Origin of the sequence: Olleya sp. Ti.3.14 (genome assembly GCF_038154885.1) — a bacterium.
GTDB lineage: Bacteria > Bacteroidota > Bacteroidia > Flavobacteriales > Flavobacteriaceae > Olleya.
The window spans coordinates 1-284 of record NZ_JBAKAO010000089.1; the positions used below are offsets into that span (position 1 = coordinate 1).

The window sequence follows — 284 nt, forward strand, 5'->3', positions numbered from 1 at the left end:
TGCTATCGAAAAAGGAGCCATCATGGTTAATTATTTTGGGCATGGAGGAGAAGACGGTTTGGCTTTTGAACGTATCTTTCAAAAAGATGATGCTGAAGCTTTAAATAACGATTGTAAGCTAAATCTATTTGTAACAGTAACTTGTGAGTTTACACGCTTTCATAACCCTATAAGGGTCACTGCAGGAGAGTTAATTTATTGGAATAAATCCGCTGGAGCAATTGCGCTAGTAACCACTACAAGACAGATTTTTGTAACGGTAGGAAAAGACTTTAATAAGATTT

General features: G+C 36.3%; 1 protein-coding gene. It reads left to right on the forward strand.

Going from position 1 to position 284, the window contains the following annotated elements; translation table 11 throughout:
• The coding region (locus V6251_RS15410; RefSeq protein ID WP_341589027.1) for a C25 family cysteine peptidase at positions 1-284 on the forward strand (284 nt) is incomplete at both ends.